Annotated in this window: 17 protein-coding genes and 1 tRNA gene; 12 read left to right on the top strand and 6 right to left on the bottom strand. The window is 76.0% G+C overall.

Annotated features, from left to right (window positions below):
* Nucleotides 1-190: 190 nt before the first annotated feature.
* A complete protein-coding gene (locus tag D0Z06_RS00385; protein ID WP_233517361.1) occupies nt 191-1,168 on the bottom strand; it encodes a type IV toxin-antitoxin system AbiEi family antitoxin domain-containing protein in 978 nt (325 codons plus the stop codon).
* Between the two features lie 418 nt (nt 1,169-1,586).
* Here D0Z06_RS00385 and D0Z06_RS00380 point away from each other — a divergent pair, with 418 nt between their 5' ends.
* Together D0Z06_RS00380 and D0Z06_RS00375 are read left to right on the top strand one after the other, a co-directional pair.
* The gene (locus D0Z06_RS00380) at nt 1,587-3,887 is read left to right on the top strand and encodes a (Fe-S)-binding protein (protein WP_117375412.1); all 2,301 of its coding nucleotides are present in this window, start codon (nt 1,587-1,589) and stop codon (nt 3,885-3,887) included.
* Between the two features lie 154 nt (nt 3,888-4,041).
* A complete protein-coding gene (locus tag D0Z06_RS00375) occupies nt 4,042-5,310 on the top strand; it encodes an MFS transporter (protein WP_117375411.1) in 1,269 nt (422 codons plus the stop codon).
* Here D0Z06_RS00375 and dcd read toward each other — a convergent pair.
* The gene (gene dcd / locus D0Z06_RS00370; protein WP_117375410.1) at nt 5,276-5,866 is read right to left on the bottom strand and encodes a dCTP deaminase; all 591 of its coding nucleotides are present in this window, start codon (nt 5,864-5,866) and stop codon (nt 5,276-5,278) included. The genes D0Z06_RS00375 and dcd overlap by 35 nt on opposite strands.
* Nucleotides 5,867-6,041: 175 nt before the next feature.
* Here dcd and D0Z06_RS00365 point away from each other — a divergent pair, with 175 nt between their 5' ends.
* The 8 genes from D0Z06_RS00365 to D0Z06_RS00330 all read left to right on the top strand — a co-directional run bounded on the left by D0Z06_RS00365 (nt 6,042) and on the right by D0Z06_RS00330 (nt 12,263).
* A complete protein-coding gene (locus D0Z06_RS00365; RefSeq protein WP_199522043.1) occupies nt 6,042-6,596 on the top strand; it encodes a PAS domain-containing protein in 555 nt (184 codons plus the stop codon).
* 139 nt (nt 6,597-6,735) lie between these two features.
* Nucleotides 6,736-7,554, top strand: a complete 819-nt coding sequence (locus tag D0Z06_RS00360; protein WP_117375408.1) for a methyl-accepting chemotaxis protein — start codon at nt 6,736-6,738, stop codon at nt 7,552-7,554.
* Nucleotides 7,555-7,804: 250 nt separating this feature from the next.
* Nucleotides 7,805-7,875 (top strand) — tRNA-Gly (locus tag D0Z06_RS00355).
* Between the two features lie 98 nt (nt 7,876-7,973).
* Nucleotides 7,974-8,351, top strand: coding sequence for an ArsR/SmtB family transcription factor (locus D0Z06_RS00350; RefSeq protein ID WP_117375746.1), 378 nt, complete (start codon nt 7,974-7,976; stop codon nt 8,349-8,351).
* Nucleotides 8,348-9,136 carry a cation diffusion facilitator family transporter gene (locus D0Z06_RS00345; RefSeq protein WP_117375747.1) on the top strand — a complete coding sequence of 263 codons (789 nt, stop codon included), beginning with the start codon at nt 8,348-8,350 and terminating at the stop codon, nt 9,134-9,136. Before D0Z06_RS00350 ends, D0Z06_RS00345 begins: the two co-directional genes overlap by 4 nt.
* On the top strand, nt 9,133-9,921 hold the full coding sequence (locus tag D0Z06_RS00340) for a putative protein N(5)-glutamine methyltransferase (RefSeq protein WP_199522042.1): 789 nt from the start codon (nt 9,133-9,135) through the stop codon (nt 9,919-9,921). Before D0Z06_RS00345 ends, D0Z06_RS00340 begins: the two co-directional genes overlap by 4 nt.
* A 129-nt stretch (nt 9,922-10,050) precedes the next feature.
* A complete protein-coding gene (locus tag D0Z06_RS00335) occupies nt 10,051-10,548 on the top strand; it encodes a universal stress protein (RefSeq protein ID WP_117375407.1) in 498 nt (165 codons plus the stop codon).
* Nucleotides 10,545-12,263 carry a sensor histidine kinase gene (locus D0Z06_RS00330; protein WP_233517360.1) on the top strand — a complete coding sequence of 573 codons (1,719 nt, stop codon included), beginning with the start codon at nt 10,545-10,547 and terminating at the stop codon, nt 12,261-12,263. Before D0Z06_RS00335 ends, D0Z06_RS00330 begins: the two co-directional genes overlap by 4 nt.
* Before the next feature lie 8 nt (nt 12,264-12,271).
* Here the strand turns inward: D0Z06_RS00330 and D0Z06_RS00325 are convergent, their stop codons facing one another.
* The 4 genes from D0Z06_RS00325 to D0Z06_RS00310 form a co-directional block, all read right to left on the bottom strand.
* Entirely contained in the window at nt 12,272-12,934 is a 663-nt protein-coding gene (locus D0Z06_RS00325) for a response regulator (protein WP_117375743.1), read from the bottom strand.
* Nucleotides 12,935-13,006: 72 nt separating this feature from the next.
* Complete coding sequence (locus D0Z06_RS00320) at nt 13,007-14,035, bottom strand: type III polyketide synthase (RefSeq protein ID WP_117375406.1); 1,029 nt, start codon at nt 14,033-14,035, stop codon at nt 13,007-13,009.
* 112 nt (nt 14,036-14,147) lie between these two features.
* Nucleotides 14,148-14,894: a methyltransferase domain-containing protein gene (locus D0Z06_RS00315; protein ID WP_233517359.1), complete on the bottom strand. Its 747-nt coding sequence runs from the start codon at nt 14,892-14,894 to the stop codon at nt 14,148-14,150.
* A 70-nt stretch (nt 14,895-14,964) separates the two neighbouring features.
* Entirely contained in the window at nt 14,965-15,306 is a 342-nt protein-coding gene (locus D0Z06_RS00310; RefSeq protein WP_117375405.1) for a DUF3140 domain-containing protein, read from the bottom strand.
* Nucleotides 15,307-15,355: 49 nt separating this feature from the next.
* Here D0Z06_RS00310 and D0Z06_RS00305 point away from each other — a divergent pair, with 49 nt between their 5' ends.
* Together D0Z06_RS00305 and D0Z06_RS00300 are read left to right on the top strand one after the other, a co-directional pair.
* Entirely contained in the window at nt 15,356-15,853 is a 498-nt protein-coding gene (locus D0Z06_RS00305; protein WP_117375404.1) for a DUF6328 family protein, read from the top strand.
* A 29-nt stretch (nt 15,854-15,882) separates the two neighbouring features.
* Nucleotides 15,883-16,839: a ribokinase gene (locus D0Z06_RS00300; protein ID WP_233517358.1), complete on the top strand. Its 957-nt coding sequence runs from the start codon at nt 15,883-15,885 to the stop codon at nt 16,837-16,839.
* The last annotated feature ends 62 nt before the right edge of the window (nt 16,840-16,901 follow it).

The following is a 16,901-nucleotide window of genomic DNA, read 5'->3' as shown; positions in this document are numbered from 1 at the left end:
CCTGCCCACCGTAACGGCACCCCGGTGCGTCGGTGTTCCCGGGGGTGCCGACGTCCTCACCCGTGAGCCGCACCACACCCCGGCCGGGGCGCCTCGACGATCAGGTCACCTGGTCGTTGCCGGTCCTGGCTCATCACCGGTAGTGAGCCAGGACCGGCAAGGGTGAGCCAGGACGGCGGACGAGCCGGGCTCAGGCGCTTCGCGGCACCGGCCTCCCCGCCGGCACCACGGTGAACCGCCGCGGACCCGCGAACGGGGTTGCGAGGAGCATCGCCAGCCTCTCCTCGACGCGCGGCCAGGCCGGACCGAGGTCAGCGTTGGCGATCCGGACCACCCGGATGTCCAGAGCGCGCAGCGCGTCCTCGCGCCGCTTCTCCTCCCAAGCCACCCGCGCGGGCGATCGATCATCGCGGGGCACCTCGTACTTCACGAAGCCGTCGAACTCGACGGCCACCGCAGCCTCCTCGTACCACCCGTCGACCCGGCCGACGAAGCCGTGCCGGTCGTGGATCTCCACCTGCAGCTCCGGCGCCGGCAACCCGGAGCCGAGGATGCGCAGGCGGCCCCGCGTCTCGAGCGGCGACTCGGCCCGGCCGTCGGCCAGACCTGCTGCGCGCGCAGCACCGCCGATCCCGAGCCAGTGGGTCTGCGCGAGCACGGCGGCCGTCAGCTCGTCGGGCTCGACCAGACGGCGGTGGAGGGCGTCGTCCATGGCGACGACGGCGTCCTCGAGCGACCACCCACGCGCGCAGTCGACGAGGGTCCGGGCGGGCGCGGTCACCCGGAAGGGGCCGAGGGGAAGGACGGAGCCCTGCGGCAGGGAGGCACGGGTGACCTCGTAGCCGCGGCCGCGCCGCCACTGGGCCTCGTCGGTGAGCCGCACGCAATCGTCCTGGGATCTCGGGGCCACGAGCCCGAGCACCCGGGCCGCCGAGGTGTGGCTGACGGCGGGGCCGGGTGCCAGCCGGACGAGGACGGCGGCGCAGTTCAGGCGGTGCCGCGCCGCAGGGTCCCCCGCCACCGCGTCGACGACGGCGCGGTCGGCGTAGACCCCGCGGCGCAGCCGAACCCAACGACCGCGGGCGACGAGCCCGCCGACGTCCTCCCGCGCGTAGCCGGCCGCGACCGCGTCCCCGGCGGTGAACACGCCGAAGCGGGGCTCGGCCACGGACGTGAGAGTCGGGTGCACCTGGCCAGCGTCCGGCCTGGAGCCGGCAGCCGGGGCCCGTGCGAGAGATCTGTGGACAACCGCCGTCCGGGCTCACCGTTGCCGGTCCGGGCTCAGCACCGGTGCCGAGCCAGGACCCGCGAGGACCAGGTGACCTGATCGTTGACGGACCGCCGGCCGCGGGGACGGCGATCGCGGGCCGGCCAGGCGGTGGGGACGGCGATCGCCGGCCGGCCGCGGGGGCCGACGTCCGCGGTTACCGGCGAGTAGCCTCCTGGCGCGAGAGTTATCGTGCGACGCGTGCGGGCACCGGTGCCCGCCGCGGCCCGCCCCCGGCCCCGTGCCGGCGCGGGGGCACACCCGTCGTCCCGGCGGGCGGGGAGTCAACGGACGCCGGCGGCGTCCGGGAGGGAAGTCGATGGGCCCCTTGCAGATCGTCCTCGGGACGATCAGCGTCCTGTTCCTGGTGGTCTCGGTCGTCATGGTGTACCGGGCGGTCCGGGCCATGATCCGGATCATCCGCACCGGGCAACCCGACGGGACGCGCTCCGGCCCGGCCGGCCCGCGCCTGAAGACGCTCGTCGTGGAGTCCCTCGGGCACACCCGGATGCTCAAGTGGTCGGCGATCGGCGTCGCCCACTGGTTCGTCTTCGTCGGCTTCTACGGCCTGTTCCTCACCCTGGTCGAGGCCTTCGGCGAGGTGTGGGACCCGGCGTTCCACCTGCCGCTGATCGGCAGCTGGGGCCTCTGGAGCCTGTTCGTCGACGTCATCGGCACCGGCACGGTGCTCGGCATCGTCTACCTGATCATCCGGCGCCAGCTCGACCACCCGCGCCGCCAGGGCCGCAGCAGCCGGTTCGCCGGCTCTAACGAGGGCCGCGGCTACTTCGTCGAGGCGATCGTCCTCATCGTCGGCCTGTGCATCCTCGGCATCCGCGCCGCGAAGATCGCCGCCGGCCTCGACGACGCCCCGGCGTGGTCGCACCCGGTCTCCGGCCTGATCGCGAACCTGCTGCCCGCCTCCCCCGACCTGGTCAGCGTCATCGCCTTCGTCAAGATCGTCGCGTCGCTGGTCTGGCTGGTCGTGGTCTCCCGGCTGCTCAACATGGGCGTGGCGTGGCACCGGTTCAGCGCGTTCTTCAACATCTACTTCAAGCGCGAGGACGACGGCCGCGTGGCGCTCGGCCCGCTGCAGCCGATGACCTCCGGCGGGGAGCCGATCGACTTCGAGGACCCCGACGAGGACGCGATCTTCGGCCGCGGCAAGATCGAGGACTTCACCTGGAAGGGGATGCTGGACTTCACCACCTGCACCGAGTGCGGGCGGTGCCAGAGCCAGTGCCCGGCGTGGAACACCGGCAAGCCGCTGAGCCCCAAGATGGTGATCATGGACCTGCGGGACCACCTCTACGCCAAGGCCCCGTACCTGCTCGGCGAGAAGACGGCCAGCGAGTCCGCCCCGGACTACGACGTCCTCAAGCCCAGCGACGAGCAGGTCTGGGCCTCCGGCTACGCCCGCATCGAGGGCACCAACGACGCCCAGGCGCACCGCCCGCTGGTCGGCACCCTCGAGGAGGGCGGGGTCATCGACCCCGACGTCCTGTGGAGCTGCACGAACTGCGGCGCCTGCGTCGAGCAGTGCCCGGTCGACATCGAGCACGTCGACCACATCGAGGACATGCGCCGCTACCAGGTGCTCATCGAGTCCAACTTCCCGTCCGAGGCCGGCGTGATGCTGCGCAACCTGGAGAACCGCGGCAACCCGTGGGGCGTGCAGGCCAGCACCCGCGAGGACTGGATGAAGGAGCTGGACTTCGAGGTGCGGCAGGCCGACGGCCCGCTGCCCTACGACGTCGAGTACCTGTTCTGGGTCGGCTGCGCCGGCGCCATCGACGACCGCGCCAAGAAGGTCACCAAGGCCGTCGCCGAGCTGCTGCACACCGCGGGCGTCGAGTTCGCCGTCCTCGGCTCCGGGGAGACCTGCTCCGGCGACCCGGCGCGGCGCATGGGCAACGAGTTCGTCTTCCAGATGCTGGCCCAGGAGAACGTCGAGACCCTCAACGGCGTCTTCGAGGGCCGGGTGCCGGGGATGCGCAAGATCGTGGCCACCTGCCCGCACTGCTTCAACAGCCTCGGCCGGGAGTACCCACAGCTCGGCGGCCACTACGAGGTGGTGCACCACACCCAGCTGCTCGGCAAGCTGGTCGAGGAGGGCCGGCTCACCCCGGTGACCCCGGTCGACCGCAAGGTCACCTACCACGACCCGTGCTTCCTCGGCCGGCACAACAAGGTCTACACGCCGCCGCGGGAGATCCTCGACTCCGTCCAGGGCCTGGACAAGCAGGAGATGCACCGCTGCGGGGACCGCGGCTTCTGCTGCGGCGCCGGCGGGGCCCGGATGTGGATGGAGGAGAAGATCGGCAAGCGGATCAACATGGAGCGCACCGAGGAGGCGCTCGCCCTGGACCCCGACCTGATCTCCACCGCCTGCCCGTTCTGCATCACGATGCTGTCGGACGCGCTGACCACCAAGAAGCAGAACGGCGAGGCCGGCGAGCACGTCGAGGTGCTCGACGTCAGCCAGATCCTGCTGCGGTCCATGACACCGGTCGGCGCCGCGGCCGGCGCGCCGGGCACCGAGCCCGGGGCCGACGTGGGCCGCAAGGCCGACGACGTGGCCGGCACCGGGTCGGCGGCCACGGAGCACGGCCCCGCGTAGGCGGCCCCCGGCCCCACGGCCGACCTGCGACGGCGCGCGTCCCGACCCCGGGGGGCGCGCCGTCGCCGTCCCGGGTGCAGCCCACCGCGCAGGTCGTTGCCCAGCGAAACGACCCGGCTGCGGGCGGCGCCCGTCGGGGGTGGACCATCGACCGGTGACCACTCCCGCCGGACCGGCCCGCGGCCAGGGCCTGGTGCTCATCGGCACCGCGATCGTGCTGACCGGCTTCAACCTGCGCACGGCGGTCAACAGCATCGGCCCGGTGCTGGAGGAGCTCGAGGCCGGGCTGGGCATCTCCAGCGGCCTGGCCGGGCTGGTCACCACGATGCCGGTGCTCTGCTTCGCCGCCATCGGGTTCGCCGGGCCGCCGCTGGCCGCCCGGTACCGCGACGGGCACGTGCTGGCCGGGGCGCTGCTGACCATGGCCGGGGGGCTGCTGCTGCGCGCGGCCGCCGACGCGTTCTGGCTGTTCCTCGTCGGCACGGTGCTGGCCATGGTCGGCGGCGCGCTGGGCAACGTGCTGCTGCCGGGCCTGGTGCGGCGGTACTTCCCCGGACGGACCGGCCTGCTCGTCGGCGCCTACGGGGTCGCCATGGCCGCCGGGGGCGCGCTCGCGGGCATCGCCGCGGCACCGATAGCGGCCGCGGTCGGCGAGGGCGGCTGGCGCTGGGCCCTGGGCATCTGGGCGGTGCCGGCGCTACTGGCCGCCGTCCCGTGGCTGGCCGTCCCCGCCCGCCGCGGGGGCAGACCGGCCACCGCGGACGCCGTCGGCATGCGCAGCCTGACCCGCAGCCCGACGGCGGTGGCGATGGCGGTCTTCTTCGGCGTCCAGGCGATGCAGGCCTACGTCATCATCGGCTGGACGCCGCAGTACCTCCGCGACGCCGGGCTGTCCGCGGCCGCCGCCGGCCTGCTGCTGGGCGTCAACACCGTCGTGGTGATCCCGCTCAACGCCGTCGTCCCGGCGCTGACCGTGCGGCCGCACCTGCAGCGCCCGCTGCTCGTGGCGTTCATGGCCTGCTACGTGGCCGGCTGGAGCGGGCTCATGCTGGCCCCGCGCACGGTCCCCTGGCTGTGGATGGGCCTGCTCGCCCTGGGCATGGGCACCTTCGCGATGGTGCTCACCCTCATCGGCCTGCGGGCGCGCACCCCGGAGACGACGGCCGCGCTGTCCACCGTCGTCCAGGGCTGGGGTTACGTGCTGTCGGGCGCCGGCCCGCTCCTGGTCGGCGTCCTCCGGGGCAGCTCGGGGGGCTACACCGGCATGTTCGTCATCGCCCTCGCCGGCGTGGCGGTGCTGTCGGTCACCGGCTGGGTGGTGACCCGCGAGCGGTTCGTGGAGGACGAGCTGCCCGGCGCGGCCCCGGCGGACCGGGCACCGGCCGGCGTCACGGCGCCGGGCGCCGCGTCTCCGCGCGGGTGAAGTTCCGGAACGAGCGGGACGGCGTCGGCCCGCGCTGGTCCTGGTACCGCGAGCCGTAGACCGCCGACCCGTAGGGGTGCTCGGCCGGGCCGGTGAGCCGGAACAGGCACAGCTGGCCGATCTTCATGCCCGGCCAGAGGGTGATCGGCAGGTTCGCCACGTTGGACAGCTCGAGGGTGATGTGCCCGCTGAACCCGGGGTCCACGAACCCCGCGGTGGAGTGGGTGAGCAGTCCGAGACGCCCTAGACTCGATTTCCCTTCGAGTCGTGCGGCGAGGTCGTCGGGGATGCTGACGACCTCCAGCGTGGACCCGAGCACGAACTCGCCCGGGTGCAGCACGAACGGGCCGTCGCCCTCGGTCTCCACCGGCGTGGTGAGGTCGTCCTGCTGGACCGCGGGGTCGATGTGCGTGTACCGGGCGTTGTTGAAGACCCGGAAGAACCGGTCCAGCCGCACGTCGATGCTGGAGGGCTGCACCAGCGCCGCGTCGTAGGGCTCGATCCCGAGGCGTCCCTCGGCGATGGCGGCCGTGATGTCGCGGTCGGACAGCAGCATGCGCGGGAGTCTAGGGACGGCCGGCGGGTCGCAGGTCCCGGGACCTTGGTCCCCGATGCGGCCGATCCGGTCGCGCCCGACCCGCTACGGCTGGAGTGCGGCACCCCGGTGCCGATGGGAACCAGACGACACCGTCCGAGCCCCGGAGGGACCCGTGCTGGACACCCGGCCGGCCGTGCGCAGACACGGCGCCCCGCGCACCACCCGACCCACCGGCGCGGAGCGGACCTTCGCCCCGGACGAGCTGATCGTCTCCAAGACCGACCCGCGGGGCGTCATCACCTACGCCAACGACGTGTTCCTGCGGGTGAGCGGCTACGGCCTCGACGAGGTCATCGGGCAACCGCACAACCTGATCCGCCACCCGGCCATGCCGCGGGCGGTGTTCGGCCTGCTGTGGTCCACCCTGGCGGAGGGCCGCGAGCTGTTCGCCTACATCAACAACCTGGCCTCCGACGGCGCGCACTACTGGGTGCTGGCGCACGTCACGCCGTCCTACGGGCCCGACGGCCGGGTGGTGGGCTATCACTCCAACCGCCGCCGCCCCTCCCCCGGCGCCGTCCGCCGGATCACCCCGATGTACGAGCAGCTCCTCGCCGAGGAGCGCCGGCACCCCAGCGCCCGGGCCGCCGTCGCCGCGTCGTCGGGGCTGATGGCCGAGCTCGTCGCGGCGCAGGCCTCCTCCTACGAGGAGTTCATCTGGTCGCTCATCAGCAGCGAGGAGAGCTGACACGGGGTTCCGCACGCGCGGCGAGCGCAGCGACGCCGAGGAACTGGCGGTCCACCGGGCCTTCGTCGCCCAGCTGACCGAGACCTGCGACGCCGCCGCCCGCGGTGACCTGGAGGCGCGCAGCCGGCCCACGCCCGGGGTGGAGGGCATCCCGGAGCTGCAGGCGCTCGGCGACAGCCTCAACCGCATGCTCGACGTCTCCGACGCGTTCGTCCGCGAGTCCTCGGCCGCCCTGGTGTCGGCCGCGCAGGGCCAGTTCCACCGGCGCGTGCTGCTGACCGGGCTGTCGGGCGCCTTCCACAAGGGCGCCACCGACATCAACGTGGCCCGCGACGCGATGCGCGAGACCGCCGGCCGGGTCACCGAGGCCCAGGCCGCCCGCCTGGGGCTGGCGGACGAGTTCGAGTCCGTCGTCCTGGCGATGTCCGAGCAGGTCGCCGCCGCGGCCACCGAGCTCAGCGCGACCGCCGCCGGGCTGACCACCGCCGGCGGAGCCGCCACCACCGAGGTGGGCAACGCCCAGGGCACCATCGCCGGGCTGACCCGCTCCTCGGAGGAGATCCAGCAGATCATCGCGCTCATCGACGCGGTGGCCGCGCAGACCCGGCTGCTGGCCCTCAACGCCACCATCGAGGCGGCGCGGGCCGGGAACGCCGGCAAGGGCTTCGCCGTCGTCGCCTCGGAGGTCAAGGACCTCGCCGACCAGACCGGCCGGGCCACCGAGCGGGTGACCGCGCAGGTCGAGCAGATCCGGCAGGCCTGCGAGGGCGTGGCCGAGGTGATGAGCACCGTCGGCGGCACGGTCTCGGGGATGAACGGCCTCGTCGAGGGCATCGCCGCCGCCGTGGACGGCGGGGTCGCCACCGACGCGGTCGGCGCCGACGCCCCGGGCCTGTCGCAGATGGCCGAGCGGCTGCGGGCGGAGGCCACCGGCTTCCTCGCCGGGATGCGCCGCTGACCCCGGGGTGGCGTTCGTCCCGGTGGGCGGCACGGCCGGCCACCGGGACACGTGCCCGGCGCGGTCCCGACGGGGTCGCCGGACGGGGCGGGAGGTGCGCCGGGAGTGGCAGTGGACGCCGAGCGGGCCCGCGCGGGGTTGCTGGCCGAGCTCGACCGCGCCGAGCCGGCGTTCTCCGCCGACGTCAGCCACGAACGCACCCCGTGGACGCCACCCGGCGGACGCCGGGTAGCATGCTCGGTGCGACGCCGCGGGTGTAGTTCAATGGCAGAACATCAGCTTCCCAAGCTGACAGTGCGAGTTCGATTCTCGTCACCCGCTCTCCTCGACGGCCTGCCCCGGTGGCGGGCCGTTCGTGCGTCCGGCGCCCGCACGTCTCCGCTGTCGACGGCCCGAGCCGCTAACATCGCTGTGTGGCGATGAATCGGACCGCGCCGGGCACCGTGCCGGCCGACGCCCTCGACGCGGCCGCCGCGCTGTCGGCCGCCGCATGCATGTTCCGCAGCCTCGGCGACCCCGCCCGGCTGGCCATCCTGCGCCACCTGGCCCTCGACGAGCACCGCGTCGTCGACCTGACCGCGCACCTCGGCCTGGCGCAGTCCACGGTGTCCGCGCACCTGGCCAGCCTGCGCGACTGCGGCCTGGTCACCTCCCGCCCGCAGGGCCGGGCCTCCCTGTGGTCCCTGACCACCGCACCGGAGCTGCTCGGCGTGCTGGCCGCCGCCGAGCGCCTGCTGGCGGCGACCGGCGACGCGGTCGCGCTGTGCCCGGCGCACGGCGAGGCGGCCACGCGGTGACCGCCGTGCACGCGCACCCGGCCCTCGCCGCGGACGGGCGCCACCGGCTCGGCCGCCGCGCCCAGCTGCTGGCCGGGGCGTCGGTCACCGACAACGTCGTGGAGGCCGTCGTCGCGGTGACGGCCGGGGTCGTCGCGGGGTCCGTGGCGCTGGTCGGTTTCGGGCTGGACTCGGTCGTCGAGGTGTCGAGCGGGCTGATCGTCCTCTGGCAGTTCCGCCACCGACTGCCCGAGACCCGCGAACGGCAGGCCCTCCGGCTCATGGCCGTCTCCTTCGCGGTGCTGGCCGCCTACGTCGCGGTGGAGTCGGTGCGGGCCCTGCTCACGGGTGGGGACCCGGACTCCTCCCGGGTCGGCATCGGCCTGGTGGTCGCCTCGCTGGTGGTCATGCCCGTCCTGTCCTGGGCCCAGCGCCGCACCGGCCGGGCGCTCGGCTCCGGGGCCGTCGTCGCCGACGGCACGCAGACGCTGCTGTGCACCTACCTCTCCGGGGTCCTGCTGGTCGGGCTGGTGCTCGACGCGACCCTCGGCTGGGGGTGGGCCGACCCGGTCGCCGGCCTGGTCATCGCCGCGGTGGCCGCCAGGGAGGCCCGGGAGGCGTGGCGCGGTGAGGGCTGCTGCGCACCCGCGGCGCCGCACCGCCCCTCCGGCGACGGGTGCGGGTGCGCCGGCGGGTGCGCCGGCGGGTGCGCCGGCGCCTGCCGCACGCCGTCCCCCGCGGCCGCACCGGCGGCCCGGCCCGCGACCGGGGTCCCGCCCGGCGCACCCGGCCGGCCGGGGCCGTGACCGCACCCGCCGGCGAGGAGGCGGCCCTGGCCGCCCGGCTGCGCGCCGCCGGCTGCGTCTTCGCCGAGGAGGAGGCGCGGGCCATCCTCGGCAGCGCCCGCGACGTGCCGGCCGCGGTCGCCCGGCGGGTCGCCGGGGAGCCGCTCGAGACGGTGCTCGGCTGGGCCGAGCTGGCCGGGACGCGGGTCGCGGTCGGCCCGGGCGTGTTCGTGCCGCGGCGCCGCTCCCGGCTCCTCGTCACGCTGGCCGCCGCGCTGCTGCGGGGTCGGGACGGCGCGGTGGTGGTCGACCTGTGCTGCGGCTCCGGCGCCCTCGGCGCGGCCCTGGCGGCGCGGTTGCCCGTGACCCTGCACGCCGCCGACGTCGACCCCCGGGCGGTGGGGTGGGCGCGCCGCAACCTCGGCCCGGTCGGCGGCCGGGTGCACGAGGGGGACCTCTACGACGCCCTGCCCGGGGAGCTGCAGGGCCGGGTGGACGTCCTGCTGGTCAACGCGCCCTACGTGCCGACCGCGGAGATCCCCCTCCTGCCCGCCGAGGCCCGCGTGCACGAACCGCGGCTCGCGCTCGACGGCGGCCCCGACGGCCTGGCCCTGCACCGCCGGGTCGCCGAGGGTGCGCCGCGGTGGCTGGCGCCCGGGGGCACCCTGCTGCTGGAGACCAGCGACCGCCAGGCCGCCGCGACCGCGGCCGCCGTCCGCGGTGCGGGGCTGACCACCCGGCTCGCCCGGGATGCGGGGATCGGGGCGACGGTGGTGCGCGGACGGCGCACGATGACTTCGAGGTGATCGAGCGATCACGCGGAGCCACAACGCGCCGTGCGCAATTGCCGGACCGAGGCCGGACGTAACGGCGGGACGCGGGTGCCGGGCCCTTGGTCCCTGCCCGGCACGCCGGAGTACGGGAACGATCACCCTATGAGCACGCCGCACGACGGGGCACCGAGCGAGCCGACCGGGGATCCCGCGCCGGACGCGCCCCGGCCGCAGCCCGAGCCGGTGCGCCTGCCGCTGCTGCCGCGCCGGCAGGCGCCGTCGCTCGTCGTCGAGGTGGACGGTTCACCGGAGGGCCACCGGGCGCTGGTGTGGGCGCTGCGGGAGGCGGCCCGCCGGGAGGCCACCGTCGTGGCCGCCTGCGTGGTGGACGCGGCCGGCGACGACCCGCTCGCCACGGGGTCCCGCCGTCCCGACCCCGGCCCGGCGCTGGCCCGCGTCGAGGCCCAGGTGCTGCGCGCCATCGCCGAGACCGGGGTGACCGGCCGGGTCCGCACCGCACTGGTGGACCGCCCCGTCTTCGACGCCCTCACCGGCACGACCCGGGGGGCCGACCTCGTCGTCGTCGGCACCCACGGCAAGACCCTGCTGCGGCCGGCGTCGCCCCGGACGCCCGCCCGGCGGCTGGCCCGCGGGGCGTGAGACGCCGCGGCGCCCCCGCGCACCGGCCGGAACCGGCTCCCCCCTCCCGGGCCCTGACCCCGCCCGACCCCTCCGGCACCGGCACGGGCGTCCCCGCCGTCCGGTCGACGCCGGTCGCCGAGGTCCGCGCCACCCCGGACGGGGCGCACCTGGACGGCACGCTGCACGCCATCGTCCGCGCCGCGGTCGACGCCGCCGACGCCGCCTACGGGGCGTTCGGCGTCCTCACCCCGGACGGCGCGCAGCTGGACCGCTTCGTCGTCGTGGGCATGGACGCGACCGACCGCGAGCGGATCGGCCGGCTGCCGGTGGGGGACGGCGTCCTGGGCCTGCTCGTCGACGACCCCGTCCCGCTGCGGCTGGCCGACCTGACCCGCCACCCGGCCGCCATCGGGTTCCCCCCGGGCCACCCGCCGATGCGGTCGTTCCTGGGCGTGCCGGTGCGGGTGCGCTCGACGGTGTTCGGCCACCTCTACCTGACCGAGAAGCGGGACGGCGGCCCGTTCACCGCGGCCGACGAGCAGGCCGTGTCCGCGCTGGCCGCGACCGCGGGGCTGGCCATCGAGAACGCCCGGCTGGTCGAGCAGGCCGAGCAGCGACGGGCGTGGGCCCAGGCCGGCACCGACATCGCCACGGCTCTGCTGTCGGGCACCGACCCCGACACCGTGCTGCGCTCCATCGCCGAGCGGGTCGCCACGCTGGCGGCCGCGGACGCCGCCGGGGTGCTGCTGCCCGCGCCCGACGCGGAGGACACGCTCACCGTCGTGGCCGCGGTCGGCACCCTGACCGAGGACGTCGAGGGGGTGCGGGTCCCCCTGCACGACAGCCAGCTCGGCGAGGCGCACCGGTCCGGTGTCCCCCGGCTGCTGGCCGACGTGAACGCGCCGCCGCTCGGGTGGCACCGGGCCGCCGTCATCGGCGAGCTGACCGCCCACCACGGGCCGGGGCTGCTCGTCCCGCTCGGCGGCCGCCCGGCGCTGGGGACCGTGGTGGCCCTGCGCCGCCGCGGGGTGGACCCCTTCCCACCGGGGACCCTCGGCCTGGCCTCGGCCTTCGCCGCCCAGGCCACCGTGGCCCTGGAGCTGGCCCGCAGCCAGCAGCGGGAGCGGCGGCTGCAGGTCGCCGCGGACCGCGACCGGATCGCCCGGGACCTGCACGACCACGTCGTCCAGCGGATCTTCGCCACCGGCCTGGCCCTGGACAAGGTCAGCCGCTCGCTGGAGGCCACCGACCCGCAGACCGCGGCCCGGATCGCCGAGCGGGTCGACGAGCTCGACGGCACGATCGCCCGGATCCGCTCGTCGATCTTCGAGCTGGCCCAGGACGTCGACGCCTCCCCCGACGCGGTCCGCACCCGGGTCGTCGACGTGGTGCGCTCCATCACCGGGGGGCAGGGCGTCCGGCCCGACGTCCGCGTGCGCGGGGACCTCGACGACCTGCCGCCGGCCCTCCTGCCCGACGTGGTGGCGGTGGTGCGGGAGCTGGTCACCAACGTCGTCCGGCACGCCGCGGCGACGCGGGTCGCGGTGACCGTCGAGGTCGACGGCGAGGTGCGGGTCGTGGTCACCGACGACGGCGTGGGCCTGCCGGAGGTCGCCGTCCGCAGCGGGCTGGCCAACCTGGCCGACCGCGCCGAGCGGCACGGCGGCCGGCTGACCACCTCCAGCGGGCCGGCCGCCACGCAGGTGCGGTGGACCGTGCCGCTGCCGCGCTAGCGGTGGGGCTAGCCGCCGTCGGTGCCCCGGTCGCGCATCTCGGTCGCCAGGATCGCGGCCTGGGTGCGGCGCTCCAGCCCCAGCTTGGCCAGCAGGTGGCTGGTGTAGTTCTTCACCGTCTTCTCGGCCAGCCCCATGCGCTCGCCGATCTGCCGGTTGGTCAGCCCCTCGCCGATCAACCGCAGCACGGTGCGCTCCTGGTCGGTGAGCGCGGCCAGCCGGCGGTCGGGCTCGGCGGGACGGCGGCGCGGCGGTTGCTGCCCGGCGGCCGCCTCGGGCGCGAACAGCGTCCCCCCGGCCGCCACCCGGCGGACCGCGCTGATCAGCGCCTGCCCGCGCACCTGCTTGAGCAGGTACCCCGAGGCCCCGGCGGCCACCGCGGCCGCGACCGCCTCCGGGTCGGGGTAGCTGGTGAGCACCAGGAACCGCGCGCCGGGCACGCGGGCGCGCAGGGCGCTGCACACCTCGGCGCCGTCGCCGTCGGGCAGCCGCATGTCGACGACGGTGACGTCCGGGCGGACCGCGGGGACGCGGGCCAGCGCCTCGGCGACCGAGCCGGCCTCACCGACCACGCGGATGGCGGGGTCCTCCTGGAGCAGGTCGGCCACCCCGCGGCGCACCACCTCGTGGTCGTCGACGAGGAAGACGCGGACGAGTCCGTCGGCCGGCACCGCCACCTCCACCCCGGGCCGTGATCCAGCTCACGGCAGGATAGCGGGTCCGTGCAGGGCGGGAGGCGGGCGTCAGGCGGGCAGCAGCAGCGCGGCGTAGAGCGTCAGCCCCGGGCCGAAGGCCATGACCACCACCGGGCCGTCGACGTCGGCGAGCTCCTCGAGGACGAGCAGCACGGTCACCGAGGAGCAGTTGCCGTGCTCGGCCAGGACCCGCCGCGAGGCGGCCATCCGGTCCTCGCCCAGCCCCAGCTCGTCGCGCACCACGTCGAGGATGCGCGGGCCGCCGGGGTGCACCGCCCAGCCGGCGACGTCCTCCACCCGCAGCCCGGCGCCGGTGAGCAGCTGGTCGACGACGTCCCCGACGTGCCGGCAGAGGACGTCGGGCACCCGCGGGGACAGCCCCATCCGGAAGCCGAGGTCGGTGACGTCCCAGGTCATGTGGTCGGCGGTGGAGGCGTCGGTGCGGGCCACCACCGCGGCCAGCCGCCGGCCCCGGCGGGCCCCGGGCTCCACCACGAGGGCGGCCGCGGCGTCGGAGAACAGCGCGTGCGCCACCACCTGGTCGAGCTCGGCCCGGGCCGGCTGCACGTGCAGGCTGGTCAGCTCGCAGCACAGCAGCACGGCCGGGCGGGACCGGGCCGTCACGAAGTCGCCGACGGCCGACAGCCCCGGGACGGCGGCGTAGCAGCCCATGTGGCCGACCAGCAGCCGCTGCAGGTCGGCCGGCATGCCCAGGTCGCCGGCCAGGCGGATGTCCAGGCCCGGGGTGGCGTAGCCGGTGCAGGTGGCGACGGCGAAGAGCCCCACCTCGCCGGGCGACAGGCCCGCGGCGTCCAGCGCCCCGGCGACCGCCTGCTTGCCCAGCGGCAGCGCCTCCTCGACGTAGCGCTGCATCCGCGCGCCGGTGCCCCAGCCGGAGAGGTCCTCGTCGACCGGGTTGGCCACGGCGTGCCGGCGGCGCACCCCGGAGGAGCGGAAGATGCGCCGGGCGGCGCGCAGACCGGCGTAGTGGCCGGCGAAGAAGCCGTCCCAGACGGCGTCCTGGTCGATCGTCGCCGGCAGCGCGGAGCCGGCGCCGGTCACGACGGCGGCGGTCACCGGCGACCGGTTCCCGCGCTCGACGTCATGCCCCGACCGTACGGGTGAGCTGCGCGCATCGCCCCTCCACGGGTCCGGCCGGCACGCCACCGCGCCGCACCGCACGCGCCGCTCACCGCTTGCGCCCGTAGCCGGCGAAGACCACCGCGGTCGAGCGGATCGGCTTCATGGTCACCAGGCGGCGGCGTCCCAGCCGCCAGGCCACCGCCTCGCGCAGGGACGGCCGCAGCCCCACCAGCCGCAGGTCCAGCCCCAGCCGGTCGGCGGCCTCGAGCAGCCGCGCCCGGTCGACGAACAGGGCCGGGTCGTGCAGCCCGCGCGGCGGGCCGCCGGGCAGCCGTTCGAGCAGGTGCACGTTGACCAGCGTGGAGAGCCGGCCCGCGGCCAGCGCGTCGAGGACCAGGACGCCGCCGGGCCGCAGCAGGCGGGCGCACTCGGCGAGCACGCCGACGTCGTCCTCGACGTGCTCGAGCAGCTCGCAGGCCAGCACCACGTCGGCGCAGCCGTCGGCCAGCGGCACCGCCAGCGCGGAGGCGGCGAGGGGGAGGACGCCGTGGTCGCGCGCCAGCCGCAGCCCGGGCACCCCGGTGTCGACGCCCACGTGCCGGTACCCCAGCCGCGCCGCGTACGGGGCCATGAGCCCGCCGCCGCAGCCGAGGTCGACCAGGAGCGCACCCGGGTGCCCCGCCGGCGGGATGTTCCCGGCCCGCGAGGCGGCCAGCCAGTGCAGGGCGGCGAACTCGCCGTCGTGCCGCCACCACTCCCCGGCCAGCTCGTCGTACTGCGCCGGGTCGTTGCGCCGCCGCCCGACGCCGTTGCCGTTCCCGCTGCCGTCGCTGCTGCCGTTCCCGTCGATCACGGCGCCGCGACCGCCGTCGGGGCCTGTGAGGTGGTCACGGGGCCATGATCGCGGCCGCACGGGTGGGCGGTCACCCCTTCAGCGGGTCGTGACCCCAGTTCATCAGCGAGTAGCGCCACTTCGAGCCCTCGACGTCCTCCTTCTCCGGCTCCTGGGCCAGGTGCCGCTGCACGTAACCGTGCACCTTGCGCATGTGCGCGTAGTCGTCGTCGCTGAGGTCGTCCTTCTTCGTGCGCAGCAGCTCGACGATGCGGCGCCCCGACTCGTGGCCGGTGGACTCCCCCGACCCGCCGCTCTTCTGCCCGACCGACTTCGACTCGTCGGTCTCCAGCCACTCCTCGAGCTCCTTGGGCGTCATGTTCACCGCCTCGCCGAACTCGCGACGGATGGTGTCGTGGTCCTCGTCGGCCATGCCGCCCCTCCCAGGTGTCCGGTGGTCCCGGGTGCGGTACCGCAGGGCCGTGGCGCAGAAACGGACCGACCTGGAGCGCACCGTGGAGGCGCGAGGGCAGACCCGCGACGAGGTGCTCGACCGCAACCTCGCCGAGCTCCTCCAGGAGACCCGGGTGGTCATCACCGGCGTGCAGGTGCTGTTCGCCTTCCTGCTGACCCTCGCCTTCACCGCCCGCTTCGACGACCTCGACGGCTTCGGCCGCACCGTCTACACGACCACGCTGATGAGCACGGCCAGCGCCACGCTGCTGCTCATCGCACCGGTCTCCTTCCACCGGCTGCTGTTCCGCCAGCAGCGCAAGGAGGAGCTGGTGACCTTCGCCGACCGCGCGCTGCTGGCCGGGCTGGGCCTCCTGCTGATCGGCATCGCCAGCGCGGTGCTCCTGGTGCTCGACGTCGCCCTGGGCCGGTGGCCGGCGGTGGTCGGGTGCGCCTGGGCGGTGCTGCTGGGCGTGGTCGTCTGGTACGTCGCCCCGCTGCGGCTGCGCCGGAAGCGGGACTGGTAGGGAGGGGTCCCACCCCCCAGGAGGTCCGAGTGCCCGTCACCGTCGTCGGCAGCCTCGACGAGGACGTGCCCGTCACCGTCGTCGGCAGCCTCAACGAGGACGTGCTCGTCACCGTCGCCCGGCTGCCCGGCCGGGGGGAGACCGTGGTCGGGCGGGGGACGAGCCTGGCCCCGGGCGGGAAGGGTGCCAACCAGGCCGCGGCGGCCGGCCGGCTGACCGGCGGCGTGGCGATGGTGGGGCGGGTCGGCGACGACCCGGCGGGGGAGCGCCAGCGGGCCGCCCTGATCGAGGTCGGCGTGGACGTCGGTGCGGTCCGGGTCACCGCCGGGGTGCCGACCGGGACGGCGACCATCCCGGTGGAGGAGGGCAGCGGGGAGAACCTCATCGTCGTGGTGCCCGGGGCCAACGCCCGGCTGGAACCCGCGGACGTCGGGGGCGACGCGGTGCGCGACGCCCGGGTGGTGCTGCTCCAGCTGGAGGTCCCGCCGGCCGCGGTGTCGGCCGCCGCCGCGACGGCCCGCGGCACCGTCGTCCTCACCCCGGCGCCGCCGCGGCAGCTGCCGCCCGAGCTGCTCGACCGCGTCGACGTGCTGGTGCCCAACGAGCACGAGCTGGTGCAGCTGGCCGGGGCCCCGCCCGGGGAGCGCGGCCCGGCCGAGCTCGCCGCGCTGGCCCGAGCGCTCGGCCCGACCACCGTGGTGACCCTCGGCGCCCGCGGCGCGCTGCTGGTCCCGGGCGACGGCCCGGTGCTGCTGCAGCCCCCGCCGCCGGTGCGGGCCGTGGACACGACCGGCGCCGGCGACTGCTTCTGCGGCGCGCTCGGTGCCGCGCTGGCCGCGGGGGCCGCGCTGCCGGAGGCCGTGCGCGAGGCCGTGGCCGCCGCGGCGCTGTCGACCACCGCGCCGGGCGCCCGCGGTGCCCTCCCGGACCGCGCCGCGGTGGACGCGCTGCTCGACCGGGTCCCCGGGCCGGAGCGGGTGGGCTGACCGTTTCCCCGGCCCGGCGGCGGGCACTGCCACCGCGGGGACCGCAGGCGGTCCCCGCGCCC

The sequence above is a fragment of the Geodermatophilus marinus genome, from assembly GCF_003428645.1.
In the GTDB taxonomy this organism is placed as follows: Bacteria; Actinomycetota; Actinomycetes; order Mycobacteriales; family Geodermatophilaceae; genus Geodermatophilus.
Note: the sequence above shows the minus strand (reverse complement) of the source record. Positions and strands in the feature narration are given on the sequence as shown.

Coding starts and splice junctions, on each gene's coding strand:
- dcd (WP_117375410.1), bottom strand. CDS start 5,866: ATGCTGCTGTCCGACCGCGACATCACGGCCGCCATCGCCGAGGGACGC.
- D0Z06_RS00335 (WP_117375407.1), top strand. CDS start 10,051: ATGAGCACGCCGCACGACGGGGCACCGAGCGAGCCGACCGGGGATCCC.
- D0Z06_RS00310 (WP_117375405.1), bottom strand. CDS start 15,306: ATGGCCGACGAGGACCACGACACCATCCGTCGCGAGTTCGGCGAGGCG.
- D0Z06_RS00350 (WP_117375746.1), top strand. CDS start 7,974: ATGAATCGGACCGCGCCGGGCACCGTGCCGGCCGACGCCCTCGACGCG.
- D0Z06_RS00380 (WP_117375412.1), top strand. CDS start 1,587: ATGGGCCCCTTGCAGATCGTCCTCGGGACGATCAGCGTCCTGTTCCTG.